12 protein-coding genes are annotated in these 13,763 nt (G+C 62.1%); 6 read left to right on the forward strand and 6 right to left on the reverse strand.

The annotated features are described in order from the left end of the window. Window positions 1-18: 18 nt before the first annotated feature. From F2982_RS22630 to F2982_RS22650, 5 genes are all read right to left on the reverse strand, one after another. Complete coding sequence (locus F2982_RS22630) at window positions 19-3,045, reverse strand: glycoside hydrolase family 38 C-terminal domain-containing protein (protein WP_203430974.1); 3,027 nt, start codon at window positions 3,043-3,045, stop codon at window positions 19-21. A gap of 191 nt (window positions 3,046-3,236) precedes the next feature. Beyond that, on the reverse strand, window positions 3,237-4,424 hold the full coding sequence (locus F2982_RS22635; RefSeq protein ID WP_203430975.1) for a LysR substrate-binding domain-containing protein: 1,188 nt from the start codon (window positions 4,422-4,424) through the stop codon (window positions 3,237-3,239). Between the two features lie 106 nt (window positions 4,425-4,530). Next, window positions 4,531-4,803, reverse strand: a complete 273-nt coding sequence (locus tag F2982_RS22640; protein WP_203430976.1) for a hypothetical protein — start codon at window positions 4,801-4,803, stop codon at window positions 4,531-4,533. Beyond that, a complete protein-coding gene (locus F2982_RS22645) occupies window positions 4,800-5,294 on the reverse strand; it encodes an NUDIX domain-containing protein (RefSeq protein WP_203430977.1) in 495 nt (164 codons plus the stop codon). The genes F2982_RS22640 and F2982_RS22645 overlap by 4 nt, the downstream gene beginning before the upstream one ends. 12 nt (window positions 5,295-5,306) lie before the next feature. Continuing rightward, the gene (locus F2982_RS22650; protein WP_246777652.1) at window positions 5,307-5,768 is read right to left on the reverse strand and encodes a hypothetical protein; all 462 of its coding nucleotides are present in this window, start codon (window positions 5,766-5,768) and stop codon (window positions 5,307-5,309) included. 224 nt (window positions 5,769-5,992) lie between these two features. Here F2982_RS22650 and F2982_RS22655 point away from each other — a divergent pair, with 224 nt between their 5' ends. Further along, on the forward strand, window positions 5,993-7,126 hold the full coding sequence (locus F2982_RS22655) for an ROK family transcriptional regulator (protein ID WP_203430979.1): 1,134 nt from the start codon (window positions 5,993-5,995) through the stop codon (window positions 7,124-7,126). Window positions 7,127-7,128: 2 nt separating this feature from the next. Here F2982_RS22655 and F2982_RS22660 read toward each other — a convergent pair whose 3' ends face one another. Beyond that, window positions 7,129-8,175 carry a Gfo/Idh/MocA family oxidoreductase gene (locus tag F2982_RS22660; RefSeq protein WP_203430980.1) on the reverse strand — a complete coding sequence of 349 codons (1,047 nt, stop codon included), beginning with the start codon at window positions 8,173-8,175 and terminating at the stop codon, window positions 7,129-7,131. A gap of 278 nt (window positions 8,176-8,453) precedes the next feature. On the opposite strand from F2982_RS22660, the gene F2982_RS22665 reads away from it, so the two are divergent. The 5 genes from F2982_RS22665 (at window position 8,454) to F2982_RS22685 (ending at window position 13,761) form a co-directional block, all read left to right on the forward strand. After that, window positions 8,454-9,752 carry an extracellular solute-binding protein gene (locus F2982_RS22665; RefSeq protein WP_203430981.1) on the forward strand — a complete coding sequence of 433 codons (1,299 nt, stop codon included), beginning with the start codon at window positions 8,454-8,456 and terminating at the stop codon, window positions 9,750-9,752. 69 nt (window positions 9,753-9,821) lie between these two features. After that, a complete protein-coding gene (locus tag F2982_RS22670; protein WP_112712054.1) occupies window positions 9,822-10,751 on the forward strand; it encodes a sugar ABC transporter permease in 930 nt (309 codons plus the stop codon). Continuing rightward, entirely contained in the window at window positions 10,748-11,593 is an 846-nt protein-coding gene (locus F2982_RS22675) for a carbohydrate ABC transporter permease (protein WP_130283764.1), read from the forward strand. The genes F2982_RS22670 and F2982_RS22675 overlap by 4 nt, the downstream gene beginning before the upstream one ends. 40 nt (window positions 11,594-11,633) lie before the next feature. Further along, the gene (locus tag F2982_RS22680) at window positions 11,634-12,872 is read left to right on the forward strand and encodes an ROK family transcriptional regulator (protein ID WP_203430982.1); all 1,239 of its coding nucleotides are present in this window, start codon (window positions 11,634-11,636) and stop codon (window positions 12,870-12,872) included. A 34-nt stretch (window positions 12,873-12,906) separates the two neighbouring features. Next, entirely contained in the window at window positions 12,907-13,761 is an 855-nt protein-coding gene (locus tag F2982_RS22685; protein WP_203430983.1) for a sugar phosphate isomerase/epimerase, read from the forward strand. Window positions 13,762-13,763 lie beyond the last annotated feature (2 nt).

The following is a 13,763-nucleotide window of genomic DNA, read 5'->3' on the forward strand; positions in this document are numbered from 1 at the left end:
GCGCGCCGCGATTCTTTCTCAGGCCTTTTGCAGCTTCCAGGTCCTGATCTCGAAGGGCATGATATCGGCCGCGCCTTTGCGCTCCATCGGTTCTTCGAGAATGTTCAGCGGTCCGGATGCCTTCCAGCCCGACGGCAGCGACAGAGAAAGCTTGCCGCGGCGCCCTGCCGGTTCGTAGAGGCGAAGCACAAGCCCCTCGCCTTCTTCCGCAGACTTCAGCCCCGAGAAGGCAACCGGAGTCCCCTCAACCGCGACGGGAGACACCGTGCCTACGGCCAATCCGCTGGCCTCCGCCGTCATCAGCGGCTGGTTGAGGTCGAGCGCCTCGTCGAGCACCCCGCCCTCATGCCAAGCCCCGTCATGCGGCATCAGCGCATAGGTGAACTTCTGCGATCCCTCGTCGGCGAGCGGATCGGGATAGACCGGAGCACGCACGATGCTCATACCGATGACATTGCCGCGGGCGCTGTGGCCATATTTGGCATTGTTGAGCAGCGCGACGCCGAAGCCCGGCTCGCTGATATCGACGAAGCGGTGAGCCGCCGCCTCGAACATCGCCTGCTCCCAAGAGGTGTTCGTATGCGTCGCGCGCTCGACAACGCCATAGGCGCATTCGAACGTCGCCGTACGGGCGCTGACGGCAACGGGGTTCAACGTGCGCAGCAGCGTGCGGCGGTCGTGCCAGTCGATCTCGGTCTCGATATCGAGCCGCTTTCCATTGGCCGTCAGCACATAAGTATTGGTGACGCGCGAGTTCCGGTAACGGTGGACGACGCGGATCGACGCTCGCGATGGACCGCTCTCGACCAGCTCGATGCTCTCAGGCGTCTCCAGGCGGATGGCCTTCGCCGTATAGTCGACGTCGACATCCCAGGCGTCCCAGTTGCGCGGCTTGTCGGCCGGATAGACCCAGAGCTGGTTCGCCGAACCATCGATGGCCTCGCGGCCGCTTGCCCTGTGAACCAGGCTGGTGACCGAACCATCCTTGCCGATGACGACAGCGAGATGGTCGTTCTCCAGCCCCTGCTTGGTCGCCTTCAGGGCGCCGGCCGGCTTCAGGCCATTGCGATCGAACACCGCGACGGAAAGCGGCGCGACGATATCGGCAGACGAGATGACCGTGCCATCGGGAAGCGTCGCATTCAGCGGCCGCGGCGACAGTGACGGATTGACGGCAACGAGAGCGGAGGACACGCCACCCTTCGGCAACACGCCGGCAAGCGCATTGAGACGCGCAGCCTGTTCCTGGCGCGCATTGCCGATCACACCGTCGAGCTCGTGCTCGGCATCGGCGTAGACCTCGCGAATGCTCGACCCCGGCAGGATATCGTGGAACTCGTTCTTGAGCACCACGCGCCAGTCGCTTTCGAGGCTGCGCGGCTTCTCCGCACCCAGCATATGGGCGAGCGAGGCAATGGTTTCGGCGGTGATCAGGGCACGCTCGGCCTGGCGATGCTTGCGCTTGACGCCGCTCTGCGTCGTCAGCGTCGCGCGGTGCAGTTCGAGATAGATTTCCCCGTCCCAGACCGGAAGCTGCTTTTCGGACGCGGCCCGATGCGCCCGCTTGTAAAAGTCTTCGACCCGTCCCCATCGCGCCTGCGGGATCGCCGGGAAGTCGCGCAGCTGCACCTCGCGCTCGACCATTTCGGGCGTCACGCCGCCGCCGCCATCGCCGTAGCCGACGGCAAGCAGCGACGTGTCGTGCTGCGTCTTGCCGCGGAAATTCTTCCAGGTCGGCACGAAGCAATCGGGCTGCACGAAGCCGTTATAGCCATGCATCGGATTGTCGAAGGTGTGGGTCAGAACTTGGCTGCCATCCAGCCCCTTCCACCAGAAGAGGTCGGATGGGATATGATTGGTCTCGCTCCAATTGACCTTGATCGTGAAGAAGCTGTCGATGCCGCCGAGCCTCAGGATCTGCGGTAAGGCGCCTGAAAAGCCGAAGCAATCCGGCAGCCAGCAGACGGTGTGGCGGGTACCGAACATCTTCTCGAAATAGCGCTGGCCATAAAGCACCTGGCGCGCCAGGCTTTCGCCTGTCGGCATATTGGTGTCGGGCTCGACCCACATGCCACCGACCGTCTCCCATTTGCCTTCCGCGACCTTCGCCTTGATGCGCTCGAGCAGTTCCGGATCGTCCTCTTCCATCTGCGCGTAATAATGCGCGGTCGACTGGTTGAAGCGGAAATCGGCGGAACGCTCCATCAGCGACAGTGCTGTATTGAAGGTCCGGCGCATCTTGCGGCGCGTCTCGCGATATGGCCAGAGCCAGGCAAGATCGATATGGGCATGGCCGGTCAGAAGCAGCTCACCGTTCGGCGGGAAGCGCTTCTGCAGCTTTTTCAGCCGGGCCAACAGCGCATCATGGGCCGATTGCGCCAGACCGCTCTGCTCGTCATCGAGACCGGCGGGGTCGGCCTGCAGCTCCGGCAGCTCCCAGATCTTCTGCTGCATGACGGCGCCCGACGTGCGCGACACATAGGCCGCGGTATCCGAGGGCCAATCGAGCGAAGCGAGCGCCTGCTCGGCCGCTTCGAGTAAATAGGGAACCGCCTCATGCTCGCCGAGGACACCAGCGGCCTCGGCGATCTGCCGCAACAGCAGATGCAAGCGGTGCACCGGCTCGTCGAGCCAGATCAGCCGCGCCCTGTTCAGCCGCGGCGCCCGGTTCGGTTCGCCGAAAGGGAAGCGCGCGACACTCTCCGTCGTGATCGAAAACACCCGGTCCTTGACCGGAAATTCCTGGTGATAGGGATCGAGACCGAAGGTCTCGGCTTTCCCGCCCGCATAGTTCAGCGTGATCAGGCTCTCGCCGCCGAGATCGAGCTGCAGGCGGATCTTGTCGAGCGGCCAGTCGGCCGGGGCCTTTGCCGAAGCCTGGAAATGCACCGTGCCATTGCGATGCGGCCAGTCCTGACGGTGGGCGATCGGCTCGCCATCGAAGGTCCAGCCATCGATCGAAACGCTGCGCCTGTCGCGCCATTGCGCAAGCTCGGCGGTGCGGGCCTTCAGGCTGTCTAGGCGTTGGGCAATGGTCAGAGACATGGCGTGTCCTATCGGAAATGTCAGCAACGGATCAGCGGGGAGAACGGGGGATCACGCGCAAAAAAAGCGCGCCGCGCATCCGTCTCCTCCATCGGATCGCGCCACGCTTCTTAGATTAAGTAACTTTGTTTTCACGTCAAGGACGGATGAGATAAGTTGTGATTACGAGTGCCACTCTAGCCACTCGGCTATCAGGCTCCCGGCTCAGCTCCTTCGTCGCGAACTTGATCCAGAACCCAATCCCTGAAGGCGGCAATTTTAGGTAAATGCTCGCGCGCCTCCGGATAGACGAGCCAGAAGCGCCCCCGATGTCCCGCTAACTCGAACAGCCGCACAAGGCGACCGGATCCAATCTCGTTCTCGAAAAGCATTGGCGTTAGAAGAGCCACCCCCTGATCGGACATTGCGGCACGGGCGATCGCGAGCTGCGTGTCACAGTAGAGATTCGGGCTAAAAACGGGTTTCGGATCGAATATGCCCGCAGCCGCAAACCAGTCCCGCCACCAGTCGTCCTTCCAGTCAATAAGAGGGAGCCGCAAAAGGTCCTTGGGTTCATTTATGGCGCCAACAGCCTCAAGGAAGCCTGGGCTGCAAAATGGCACGAATTCTCGAGCCATTAGCGGAAATGCCTTTAGCCCTGCCCAATTCCCGTTACCTTCGCGGATTCCTACATCAAATGGCTCGCGGTTGAAGTCTACGACACGGCTCATAGCCCGGAGTTCGACGTCCAGCTCGGGATGAGCCGAACGGAACGAACGAAGTCTGGGCACCAACCAGTTGGCGGAAAAGGAACTGGTTGCCGTGATCAAAAGGCTTGTCGCCGCGTCCGAACGGAGGGAGACGCGATAGGCGCGCACCGGCCTCGCAATGTTCTTGAGCACCTGCGGCCCTATATCCTCGTATTGCAGAGGCAATCTCGGCCCAACTTGTTCGTAAATATTGCCGGAGAGGCAGAGCCCTCCGGGTTCGGCTAGGCCCTCGAGTCTTACGGCGATGTTGACGCCATCGCCAAATAGATTACCACCATCGACGATTACATCACCGAGGTTGATCCCCAGACGAAACATCAGTCCTAGCTCGTCGGGAAGGTCGAAGGTAGTTTCGGCGACCTGGAGCTGGAATTCTACACCCGCTCTCGTGGCCTCCACCGGGCTCGCGAACTCTGCAAGGAAGCTATCCCCAGCAACGGCGAAAATGCGCCCCTGGTGCTTGCTGACTACGGCCTGCATCAGTGAATAGCAAGTTTGAAGCGCAGCATGGGTGCGCTCCTCATCGATTTCCATGAGGTGACTGAACCCGACTAGGTCGGCGGCAAGGATAACGGTCAGACGACGCTCCATGGCCAGACCACGATAGCCGAGAAGCCAAGTGAGTTCCATTCTGTAAAGTCTGCATACAGCCGCTTGACCAATCTCTTGGGGCAAAGCGACGCCAACAGCGATAGACGACAGGATTGACGACACAGCATCAGATCCTCCCCCGTCATCATTGGTCGAGACAGCTACACACCCGGCGGCACAGTCCCCGGCTCGCGACCTCATATCCCAATCCGCGGAGCGCGCGGACGAGCGCCTGCGGTCCCTTGGTTTCCTCCACCCTTGTCTCGCCGACGCCTTCCCAGTAGCGGCGCTGCCAGTTGGCGAAGACCGCCTCGAATGCCCGGTAGTCGGCATCGGACATCGGGAAGGGTTCAGGAAAGTGGGCAACGTAGAGTGCGCCTGAATTCATCGATTCCCACTCGATGACGATCGTTCTCAATGCGGCGTCCTCCGGGACTGTGGTTTTGGTGACAATGCCAGCTGTTTCTGGAAGTCGTCCAGCATTGGCCTTTGTCCCTTGAGCATCTTTTCCGCCGCCTGTTCAAGCGAAAACCATCCGGCGCGGTCGACCTCGGGAAAGCGCTTCCTTTTGCCGGATTTCGGTGGCCACTCGATTTCGAATTCTATGCTCTCGATATGATCGGCATCGAGATCGGTTTCGACCGACCAGGCGACGACGATCTTGCCGCCCGGCTGCCTGTATTCGCCGAGCAGGCGAAAGTCGCCTTCGATGACGACACCAAGTTCTTCGCGCGTTTCACGGATCGCCGCCTCGAGGTCCCCCTCTCCTGCTTCGAGGATACCTTTCGGGATCGACCAGGCGCCCTCGTCCTTGCGCGCCCAGAAGGGGCCGCCGGGATGGGCGAGCAGCACTTCGGGGCCGCCGGCGGCGGCGCGATGGATGAGCAGGCCTGCGCTACGCACCGCCATAGGATACGCCCTTCACTTCTGGCAGAGCTTGGACATGTTGCGTTCGAGGCCACGGCGCAGCGCGCCGGAGATCTCGTCCTTGAGGCTTTTGACCACGTCGCCGAGATTGCCGCCGGTATCGGTGATCTCGATCGAGCTTTCGGTGGTCTTGCAGGTCGCGAGATCGACATGGACGCTGACATCGGCGGTCGCCGAGAAGCCGCCCTGAACCATGGCATTGTCGGAGGTCTTGCAGGCGAGCGTGCCGCGAACCTTGGCGTCGGCAAGATTGCCGTTCACCGATAGCTGCAGCTGGTCGATCTTCACATAGTCGAGCTTGTCGACCCCGATCTCGACGCTGACCCCGAAGCTCGATGCCTTGGCCTTCAGCGATCGGCAGGGCTGGGCTTCGCCGATGGCGCGCTCAAGCGCATTTGCGGCACTTGCCGGAACGGGGATGGCCATCGGTGCGATCAAGGCCGCGGCGGCAAGCATGTTCATCGATCTGCGCATTGCATTCTCCTCGCAGCAGCGGCCGTTTTTGAGGCCGCCGTCCTCATCTAGGATTCGCAGGCGCTTGTGCCATAAGCAAGGCACCAATTGCCCGCATGCAAAGACTTGGAATTCTTCGGCAGGAAATCAGATACTTACGATAGGGTGGGCGTTACTTTCATCACTTTCTCGGCTAAAGAGCAGTGAAGCGCTCAAGGAAGTCGGTCATGCGGTATCTTCGATCAGGGCCGCGGCGTCAGGCCCAGGAGACGGGCGTTGCGCGAGGCAAAACGGTGGGGTTGCGATCCGGAGAGATCGCCGACCGGAATATCCGCGTCATCCTGGAGGCGATCCGGCGTCACGGACCGCTGACGCGCATGGAGCTTGGCCAGCATTCCGGCCTGACCGGCCCCGGCATCACCAATATCCTGCGCCGCCTTGGCGAAGAAGGACTGGTCATCTCGAACCGGCGCAATGGCGCGGGCGGCGGGCCTACCGCGACGGAATTCGCGCTGCGGCCGGAGGGCGCCTACTCGATCGGCATCCGGGTGCGCGCCCGCCGCAGCGAGGCGGTGCTGATCGATCTCAGCGGCCAGGTCCACGACCGCATCTATTTCTCTCTCGATCCGGCGGCCCCCACGGCATCGGTCAGCGAGGCCATCGGATCGGTGATCGAGCGTCATGCCGATCTGCCGATCGTCGGCGTCGGCATTGCCTCAAACATCTGGAGCGAGGCTCAGAGCGAAGAGCTCGCCGCTCTATCCGGCCTGCCAAGGCCGGAGACGGAAAACGAATGCACCGCCGGCCTGCTCGCCGAGCGCACGATCGGCACGCCGGCGCCTGCGGGCGGCCTGGCGATGATCGTACTCGATGACGACGTGCAGGCGGGATTTCTGGTTCGCGGCGTTCCCTATTCCGGCGTTCACGGCCGCGCCGGCGGGATCGGCGAGATGCGGACCGGGCCGGATAACGTTTCGCTGAACAAGGTTGCCGGCTTCGGCTCGCTTTGCGCTGCCGTCGGCAAGGGAGACTGTGCCCGGCTGTTGTCAGGCGAGGACATTTCCTCGCCCGAGCTGGCGCAATGGATCCGCGATGTCGCGAGCCACCTGCTCGATCCGATCATCGGCATTGCCGGTTTCGTCGCGCCTAGCGTCATCATGATCGGCAGCGATCTGCCGCGCGGCGTCATCGAGGCGCTGATCCATCAGCTGTCGGTGGAGCGCCGCGATACCTCGAAGCGCCCCTTCCTGACACCCTGGATCTCGCCGATGAAACCGGCAAGCTTCAGCGGCGGCGGCGTTGCGCTGGGGGCAGCACTCCTGCCCTTCCTCAACACGCTGCTGCCGCCGGTCTCGGCCTGATCTCAGGCCAGTGCCTCGTCCGTATGGCTGAGGTCGGAAGCGAGCGCCTTGTCCAGAACCTTCTGGATATTGGCAGCCCGCCGGAAGGACGGCTCCTGCGTCTTGCCGGCGCGAACCGCCTGCACGAAACGCTGGTAGTTGGTCTCGACAGGATCGAAGGGAACATCGCGCCAGGTCGCGGTGTGGACGTCCTCGCCGAGGCAGGCGCGCAGCGTCGACTTGCCGGTGTCGTAGATCATCTCGATCGATCCGGTCTCGCCATAGACGCGAAGGCGCAGCTGGTCCATCTGGCCGGCGGCGGTGCGGGTTGCCTGGATGGTGCCGATTGCACCGGTGGTGAAATCGACATTCATCGTGAAGCTGTCATTGGCGTCGAGGTCGTACTCGCCGATCTTGTGGTCCGGCGCCTTGTTGAAGGTCTTCAGCCGGGCAAAGACATGCGCCACGTCGAGACCGGAGCCATAAGAGGCGAAGTCGACGATATGGATGCCGATATCGCCGAGCGCCCCGTTCGAGCCGTGCTTCTTGCTAAGGCGCCACAGCCATTTGCTCTCGCTTTTCCAGTCGCCCCAGTGGCGGCCGACAAGCCAGCTCTGCAGATGCGAGGCCTCGACATGCCTGACTTCGCCGATCTCGCCGGCGAGCACCATCTGCCGGCCCTTCTGCAGTGCCGGTGAGTTGCGGTAGGTGAAATTCACCATGCCGACCTTGCCGGATTTCTCGATCGCCTCGGTCATCTCCATTGCCTTGGTGGCGTCGGTCGCCAGCGGCTTCTCGCAGAAGACGTGCTTTCCGGCGGCAATCGCCTGCAGCGTCGTCGGGTGGTGAATGCGGTCGGGGGTGACATTCGCCACCGCATCGAATTCGCCCCAGGCAAGCGCGTCCTCGAGCGAGCTGAACTGATGGGCGATACCGTGTTCGCTGCAGAAAGCCGCCAGTCGCTCGGGCACGACATCGACACCGCCGACGACGCTGACGCCTTCGATCTCCTTGAACCGCATGGCGTGCTGATTGGCCATTCCGCCAGTGCCGAGAATGAGTAATCGCATTCTATCCTCCATAGATATCGGGTGCGGCTGCCGCCACGGCAGCCGGGCAAAACACATCCTTTGCGTGTTGCGGATCTCCGCAAAACGCCTTGTTGATCTCGTTGGAAAATGCGGTTCAGCCCGCCTAGCTTGTATTGAATGTCGCCAGCATCTCATTCCTCCCAAGTCTGGCTTGACATCAAATCAAAGTAACTTAATCTAATTAATGCAGCATGGAATTGAGGAGAGGTCAACTGACCACCAGGCTGTATCCGTTGAAAATGGGGAGGAGACCCATCATGAAGAGAGCGTTCGTCAGCGCATTAGCGCTGAGCACAATGTTATTTTCAGTGCCTGCCGCATTTGCCCAAGAACTGGCGACCAAGGACCGTATCGGCGCTGCCGATGCCCCGAAGACGCTCATCGTGCGGTTGACTAACGATAGTCCCAACAATGCCGACCCGGCGATTGCCGAAGGCTACCAGAAGCTGTTCGTCGAGTTCATCAAGAAGCATCCCGACTGGAAGCTGCAGATGCAGTTCATGTCGGCCGATATCGGCACCGAGCAGGCTAAGATGCTGGAGCAGGCGAAGGCCGGCAACGCGCCCGATTGCGCCGCCGTCGACTCCTTCGTGCTGTCGCAGTTCATGGTCAACAAGGTCCTCGCCGACTTCACGCCCTATTTCTCGAAGGAAGAAATCGACGACCTCTTCCCCTTCATCCGCAGCGGCATCACCGACAAGGATCAGACGATCCGGGCCTGGTGGTGGGACACCGATCTGCGCGTCCTCTATCGCAACAAGTCGATCGTGGCTGATGCACCCCAGACCTGGGACGACCTGAAGAAGGCCGGCATCGCGTCCGTTGGCGAAGGCATGGAAGGTATCCTCTTCAATGCCGGCCGTTACGAAGGCTCGACCTTCGACTGGCTCGCGAACTACTGGGCGCTCGGCGGCAAGCTCGTCGACGACTCCGGCAAACCCGTCTTCGGCGAAGGCGACAACAAGGAGAAATTCCTCAAGGCCCTCAACTATTACAAGGACCTCGTCGATTCAGGCGCTGCGCCGAAGCGTGTCACCACGATCGGCAATTACGACGACCTGAACGCGGCAGCGGCGGCGGGCACCACGGCGCTCTTCATCGGCGGCAACTGGCAATACGCGCAGCTGAAGGCGACGCTCGACGACGACGAGTTCAAGAACTGGACCTTCTCGCCGATCCCCGGCCCGACCGCCGATCAGCGCTCGACCGGAACAGGCGGCTGGACGATCGCGTCCTTTGCCAAGGACAAGGACAAGGTCGAGATGTGCGCCAACCTCGCCCGCGAGGTCTATATGGGCCCGGCCAACGCGCTGCAGCAGCAGCTGCCGACGCGCAAGTCGCTGTTCACGAAGTACGATGTCTTCGCGACCGAGGCCAACAAGACCTTCGCCGATGCCCTGGTGAATGGCCAGGCACGTCCCGGTGCGCCGATCTATCCTGAGATCTCCAACCAGATCCAGATCATGATGGGCGACGTGCTTTCCGGCACCAAGAAGCCCGAAGATGCTCTGAACGCCGCGTTCAACGCGACGCTGGAGGCCTACAAGCGTCTCTAACGATTTGAGATCGCGGCGGCGCCCATGACGGGCGCCGCCGGTCCCGTCAAACCCGGATAGAGAAGCCCAATGAGCCCCATCGCCATCGAGGCTGCCAGCCCGCCTCACAGCAGATCGTTCATGCGCCGTTTCGCCGGGGCGCCCTTGCCCTGGATCATGCCCGTCATCATCGTCATCGGCATCTTCTATCTTTACCCGGTGATCGACGTCTTCCGGCTGTCCTTCACCAACGCGACGCTGATCGGCGATAACCAGGAATATACGTTCGGCTCGATCACCAACGCGCTGAGTTCGCCGCAGCTGCCCGATATCATGTGGGCGACCCTCGTCTTCGTCGGCGGCAGCGTCGTCGGCCAGCAGATCCTCGGGATTGCCGTCGCCGTCGTCGTCGTTCGCGGCGAAAAGCGCGGCTTGTTCGGCACCACTATTCTCAGAACCACCGCCCTCGTCGCCTGGGTCGTGCCCGGCATTGCCGGTGGCATCATCTGGCAGATGCTGTTTTCCGAAGCGCCCTACGGCGCGCTGAACAGTATCCTGCGGATGATGCATCTGCCGGTTGTCGCCTGGCTTTCCGATCCGTCGATCGCGCCCTGGTCGGCGCTGATTTCCAACATCTGGCGCGGCACGGCCTTCTCGATGGTCGTCATGTATGCGGCGCTGAAGGCGATCGATCCGTCGCTCTACGAAGCGGCCGAAGTCGATGGCGCGACGGGCACGCAGCAGTTCTTCTTCGTCACCATTCCGCAGCTGCGCGCCGCGATCCTCGTCAACATGATCCTGATCACGATCATGACGCTCAACACCTTCGACGCGATCATCACGCTGACTGGCGGCGGCCCGGGCCGCGCGACCGAGGTGATCTCGCTTTATGTCTTCAACATCGTCTTCAGAAATTACGATCTGTCGGGAGGCAGCGTGCTGTCGGTGCTGATGCTGATCATCAGCCTCGGGCTTGCCTTCGTCTATGCGTCGTTCCTGCCGAAGGAGGAAGAGCAATGAGCAGCAGGCGCACCGGCACCCGCCTCGGCGACTTTCTGAGCTATCTGTTCATGCTGGCGATGTTCGTCTTCTTCGCCGGGCCCCTCAGCTATCTCCTGTCGATGGCGCTTCGCGACCGGCGGGAGATCTATCGCGGCGTCGCCCGCTATATTCCGCACAACCCGACGATGGAGAACTTCGTCACGGTTCTCAACAACAGCTACTTCCCGATCTACCTCTGGAACGGCCTTAAACTCGCCGCCCTCAGCGGCCTCGGGGTGCTGATCGTCGCGCTGCCCGCGGCCTATGCCTTCTCGCGCTTCCAGTTCCGCGGCAAGGGCCTGTCGATGATGGGTCTGCTGCTGTTCCAGATGATCTCGCCGCTGGTCATCATGGTTCCGCTCTACCGCTACATGAACAAGCTCGGCCTGCTCGACACGCATTTCGCCGTGGTCATGGTCTATATCGCGCTCGGCGTGCCGCTCGCGACCTGGCTCCTGAAGAGCACCGTCGACGGCATCCCGCGCAGCCTCGATGAAGCCGCGATGATCGATGGCTGCAACCGCTTCTCGGTCTTCTGGCGGATCGTCCTGCCGCTCTCGGCGCCGGGCATCGCCTCCGTCTTCATCATCACCGTCATCGCCGGCTGGTCGCAGTTCCTGGTGCCATTTCTGCTGCTGACGCAAAACAACTTGATGCCGATCGGCGTCGGGATCTTTAACTTCCGTGGCATGCAGACCGACTCGTCCATTCAGTTGCTCGCCGCCGCCTGCCTGATCTCCGTCGTACCGGCGATCGTGGCTTTCCTCTCGCTCCAGCGATTGATCCTGGGCGCGATGACAAGCGGCGCGGTGAAGGGATGAGAGCGGCTCTGATGTCGATGGAAGACGAAGGATCGCGATCATGAACCAGACCCCTGATGTCAAGCTCTCCCCCGATCTCAGCGGGGCCAATGTCGAGGATGCGGGCGAGCATAACCGCGCGGTCGTGCTGCGCTGCATCCACCGGCAGGCGCCGATTTCTCGCGCGGAGATCGCCAGGCAGACGGGCTTCACCAAGCCGGCGATCGCCCGCATCGTCGACCGCCTACTCGACGAAGGGCTGATCATCGAGGCTCGCCGCCGCCATGGTTTGCGCGGCCAGCCGGCAATCGAGCTCGAGATCAATCCGGACGCATTCTTCGCGATCGGCATCAATATCGATCGCGATCACCTGACCATCCTTGCGGTCGATGCCGTCGGCAATGTCCGCGCCCGCGTCCATCACGAGAAGCGCTACATCCTGCCGGCCGAATTCATGCAGCTGTCGGCCGACGCGATATCGCATTTCCAGCGCAGCCGCCTGATCGATGACGCACATCTGGCCGGCATCGGCCTGGCGATGCCCGACTGGCTCGGCGAAATCGCCTTCCCCGGCAGGCCTGCCAACTACTGGGAATGGATGGAATTCGATGTGCGCGCTGCCCTCGAGGATCTGACGCAGCATCCTGTTTTCATCGAAAACGAAACCAACGCTGCCGCATTGGCCGAGCTCGATTACGGGCTCGGCGCCGAGAGCCGCAGCTTCCTCTATATCGCCGTCAACGCCTGCCCCGGCGGCGGTCTCGTTCTCGACGGTAACGGCCATCGCGGTGCGATGGGCCTCAGCGGTGAAATCGGCTGGGTGCCGATCGCCGACGGCAAGGATGAAAGCACACAGAAGGTGCGCCTGCTCGGCGAGATCTTCTCGCTCTTCTGCCTTTATCAGTTCCTCGCGGAGCATGGCATCAAGGTCAGCGTGCCCCAGGATCTCCTGACGCTCGATGCCCGCGGCAAGCGGCTGGTCTCGCAGTGGCTGAAGGAGATGAGCGCGCATCTTGCGGTCGCCGTCCGCCATGTCGGCATGATCGTCGATCCCGACGCCATCCTGGTCGGCGGCCGGCTGCCGATCCGCATGATCGACGAGCTGCTGCGCTATGTGCATGAGCATCTGGACGCCAGCGACGGCGCCCTGCCCTCGATCCACCGCGCCTCGCTCGGCGAGGATGCCTCGGCGATCGGGGCGGCCGCCATGCCGATGGCCGCGGCGCTGATGCTGGCGTCATCGGATGAGGTTCAACGTACCCGTTCACCGCTGAAATACATGGATCGCCTGAACAATTAGCACGGCCGCTGCGGCGGCGCATGGGAGGATTTTGATGAGGATCGGTTTCTATACGTCGACGTTCAACGACCGGCCGCTTGAAGAAGTGGTGGATTTCGCAGCTTCCGCTGGTTTCGATGCCATCGAGATCGATGTCGGCGGGCACATCAAGACCCCTGACAGGGTAAAGGCCGCCGTCTCGCTTGCCCGCGAGCGCAATCTCTTCGTCTCCTCGATCACCTATTTCGGCAACCAGCTCGACGCCGATAATGCCAAGCGCAAGGATCTGCGCTCGCGCACCGCCGAATTCGCCCAGGCGATCGGCGAAACCGGCGTGCCGGTTTTCGTCATCTTTCCCGGGCGCAACGACGATGCCAGCGACGACGTCAACTATGACGATTTTGCAACCTATGTGAACGGTTTGATCGCCGAGACCGCGTCCAGCGGCCTTACCTTTGCAATCGAGAACTGGCCGGGACCGAAGGACAATTTCGTCGGTACGACGCCAAAGGGTTACGAGGAGCTGTTCAAGCGCATTCCCGACCGGCGTTTCGCGCTCGAATTCGACCCCTCGCATTTTCTGCGGACGGGTATCGATCCCTATCTGGCGCTGGATGCCGTCAAGGATCGCATCGCCATCCTGCATGCCAAGGACACGGCGGTCGATGCGACCGCGCTGCAGGCCGTCGGTTATCACGGCAAGGGTTGGTGGCAGTACAAGCTGCCGGGCCTCGGCTTGCTCGACTGGTCGAGGTTCCTGAAGCAGGCGCGCAGCTACGGCTTCGACGGCACGATTTCCATCGAGCACGAGGACGCCGCCTATGGCTGGCCGGGCAAGGACCTGGAAACTCGCAAGGAGGGCGAACGCGTCGGCCTCGGCTATCTCAGAACCGTCTTGGACAAGCTTTGATC

The organism is Rhizobium sp. BG4, from assembly GCF_016864575.1.
Lineage (GTDB): Bacteria > Pseudomonadota > Alphaproteobacteria > Rhizobiales > Rhizobiaceae > Rhizobium.

Excerpts from the sequence above, each read along its gene's own strand:
- F2982_RS22630 (WP_203430974.1), bottom strand. The coding sequence starts at position 3,045 with ATGTCTCTGACCATTGCCCAACGCCTAGACAGCCTGAAGGCCCGCACC.
- F2982_RS22635 (WP_203430975.1), bottom strand. The coding sequence starts at position 4,424 with ATGGAACTCACTTGGCTTCTCGGCTATCGTGGTCTGGCCATGGAGCGT.
- F2982_RS22645 (WP_203430977.1), bottom strand. The coding sequence starts at position 5,294 with ATGGCGGTGCGTAGCGCAGGCCTGCTCATCCATCGCGCCGCCGCCGGC.
- F2982_RS22650 (WP_246777652.1), bottom strand. The coding sequence starts at position 5,768 with ATGCTTGCCGCCGCGGCCTTGATCGCACCGATGGCCATCCCCGTTCCG.
- F2982_RS22655 (WP_203430979.1), top strand. The coding sequence starts at position 5,993 with ATGCGGTATCTTCGATCAGGGCCGCGGCGTCAGGCCCAGGAGACGGGC.
- F2982_RS22660 (WP_203430980.1), bottom strand. The coding sequence starts at position 8,175 with ATGCGATTACTCATTCTCGGCACTGGCGGAATGGCCAATCAGCACGCC.
- F2982_RS22665 (WP_203430981.1), top strand. The coding sequence starts at position 8,454 with ATGAAGAGAGCGTTCGTCAGCGCATTAGCGCTGAGCACAATGTTATTT.
- F2982_RS22670 (WP_112712054.1), top strand. The coding sequence starts at position 9,822 with ATGAGCCCCATCGCCATCGAGGCTGCCAGCCCGCCTCACAGCAGATCG.
- F2982_RS22675 (WP_130283764.1), top strand. The coding sequence starts at position 10,748 with ATGAGCAGCAGGCGCACCGGCACCCGCCTCGGCGACTTTCTGAGCTAT.
- F2982_RS22680 (WP_203430982.1), top strand. The coding sequence starts at position 11,634 with ATGAACCAGACCCCTGATGTCAAGCTCTCCCCCGATCTCAGCGGGGCC.
- F2982_RS22685 (WP_203430983.1), top strand. The coding sequence starts at position 12,907 with ATGAGGATCGGTTTCTATACGTCGACGTTCAACGACCGGCCGCTTGAA.